The organism is Butyrivibrio sp. (assembly GCF_017940685.1).
GTDB lineage: Bacteria > Bacillota > Clostridia > Lachnospirales > Lachnospiraceae > Butyrivibrio.
The window spans coordinates 1-2,611 of record NZ_JAGAYD010000156.1 but is presented as its reverse complement, the minus strand read 5'-3'; the positions used below and the strand labels follow the sequence as shown (position 1 = coordinate 2,611).

The following is a 2,611-nucleotide window of genomic DNA, read 5'->3' as shown; positions in this document are numbered from 1 at the left end:
GACTCCGGATAAGCTCTTTGGCGATGAGGTCAGGATCAAACAGTGCGTAACAAACATCTTAACTAACGCTGTTAAGTACACTGAAAAAGGCACTGTCACGTTAAACGTAGGCTTTAGAGAAGCAGAAGATGATGACAATATTTACCTGAAATTCCAGGTTGTTGATACAGGTATCGGAATTAAAGAAGAGGACCTTTCAAAGCTCTTTTCGCCATTTGAGAGGATCGAGGAGATCAGAAACAGGACCATTGAAGGTACTGGCCTTGGCATGAGTATTGTCAAGAAGCTCCTTGCACTTATGGATACAAAACTTGTGGTTGAGAGCGAATATGGCAAGGGCTCAGATTTCTCTTTTGAAGTAAAACAGAAAGTAGTAAGTGCCGAAGAAATCGGCGATTTCAAGGAGAAATACAAGCTCTATCTAAAGAGCCTTAAAAAGTACCACGAATCGTTTACGGCTCCTGATGCTGAGATTCTTGTGGTGGACGATACAGCCATCAATTTAACTGTTGTGAAAGGCCTTTTAAAGAGTACCCTTGTTAAAGTTGATACCGCTGAGAGTGGGAAAGAGACTCTTTCAAAAGTTACTAAAAAGAAATACGACTGTATATTCATCGATCATCGCATGCCTGAGATGGACGGCCTTGAGACCCTTGCTGCAATGAAAGAGCTTGAGGGCAACCTTAATACTGACACTCCCTGCATAGCGCTTACTGCCAACGCAGGATCTGGCGCCAGGGATGAGTACATTGCTGCAGGGTTTGATGATTATCTTTCAAAGCCTGTTGACGGAAAAGTGCTTGAGAGGATGCTTATGGAGTATCTGCCTGAGGGTAAGGTTCGTGTAGCATCAGAGTCAAATGCGTCAATGGAAGACGATAATAAGCCTGAGCTTTCTAAGGATGAGCAGGGCGAAGGAGATTTTCTTGGAAGGCTACAGGGTGTGGACCTTAACGAGGCACTTACAAACTGCGGAAGCCGTGAGATACTGATGGACGTGGTAAAAGAGTTCCTCATATCCATAGACAAGAAATCCGGCGACATTGAAAGCTTTGCAAATGATAAGGACTTTAGGAACTATACAGTTGCAGTCCATGCTCTTAAGAGCTCAGCAAGACTTGTGGGAGCAACAAAGCTTTCCAAGGATGCTGCATATTTAGAGAAGTGTGGCAATGATGAGAATGCTGAAGAGATAGCTGCAAAAACACCGGAACTTTTGGCACTTTACAGAAGCTACAAAGACAAGCTTTCTGCAGCAAATGAAGATGAAACATCAGATGATGACAAGGAACTTATTTCTGATGACGAACTTGAAAGTGCATTTTCTGACATGAAAGAGCTGCTTGAGGCATATGATTTTGACACGGCAGATGGTATCATGGATATGTTAGATACTTACAAGATCCCTGATAGCAAGAAAGAGAAGTTCCTTAAGGTAAAAGAGCTTATGGCGGCAGTGGACAGAGACGCGCTTTTAGAGCTGTTATGAGCAGATAAAGGAGACTTAACGTATGGATAAAAGGGTTCTGCTAATAGGCGGTGGAAAGAGCTTTATGGTCACCTCTATAGCCAATGAACTAAAAAGCAAAGGCTTTGAAGTTATAACAGCTCAGCCTGACGTAACAGAAATCGAGAGGATCGAAAATAAGCCATCTGTCTATCTTATCTATGTAGATGACATAGAGGATATGATGGAACTGTTTGTGTACCTCAGGGATCGGACAGTTGAGGATGACTTGTCCATCAGCGTTATAGGATCTCATGATGAGATGGAAAAGATCTACGGCTCTGCCCACAGGGACAAGATAGCCGCAATCTTTGAAAGGCCTGTTAATGTAAAAGAGCTTGGTCAGAAGATGATAGAGGTGGTTGAAAAAGAAGACCTTCGCCTTCAGAAAAAGAGGATCCTTGTTGTTGATGACGATGGCACAATGCTAAGGACTATAAAGAGCTGGCTATCAGAAAAGTATCAGGTATTTATGGTAAATTCCGGAATGGCAGCCATAACGTTCCTTGCAAAAAACGAAGTTGATCTTATCCTTCTTGACTATGAGATGCCGGTTACAACAGGACCGCAGGTTCTTGAAATGCTGCGAAGCGAACCTTCAACAAGCGGGATCCCTGTTATGTTCCTCACAGTCAAGAGCGACAAGGAAAGCGTTATGAAGGTGGTTTCACTTAAGCCTGAGAAATATCTTTTGAAAACAATGCCACCAGCGGAGCTAATAGCGAACATAGACGAATTCTTCGAGAAACAAAAAGCAAAGAAATTCATGGAATAAATAACTATTGGGAGGTTATCAGATGACAGTCGGAAGAGAAGATCTTATCCATTCACTTGCAAAATCCATGGGTGTTGGAGGGGAAGCCCAGAAAAATCAGTATGATGCTACAAAATATAATTCAGATAGTGGCACGATCTTTACCAATGGTCACATGATCAATAAGACTACAATAGAGCAGGCAAGGCAGTACTTTACAGTTCAGTACAGAAAGCTTGCAGAAAAAGACGATGAAGGCGCCAAGGACATGGCAGGCATTTATGAGGTTGCAATGGAGGCCATAAATATGATGATAGAAAGTGGTCAGGGCGGAGCACCAACTCAGGGCT

Annotated in this window: 3 protein-coding genes; all 3 read left to right on the top strand. The window is 42.8% G+C overall.

Features of this window, described 5'->3' with window-relative positions; genetic code table 11:
* A partial coding sequence (locus tag J6I68_RS09865; protein ID WP_292220016.1) for an ATP-binding protein occupies positions 1-1,489 on the top strand: 1,489 nt, incomplete at its 5' end.
* Between the two features lie 22 nt (positions 1,490-1,511).
* Positions 1,512-2,282: a response regulator gene (locus tag J6I68_RS09860; protein ID WP_292220014.1), complete on the top strand. Its 771-nt coding sequence runs from the start codon at positions 1,512-1,514 to the stop codon at positions 2,280-2,282.
* A 22-nt stretch (positions 2,283-2,304) separates the two neighbouring features.
* Positions 2,305-2,611, top strand: a 307-nt coding sequence (locus J6I68_RS09855; RefSeq protein WP_292220012.1) for a hypothetical protein, incomplete at its 3' end; no start/stop codon positions are given.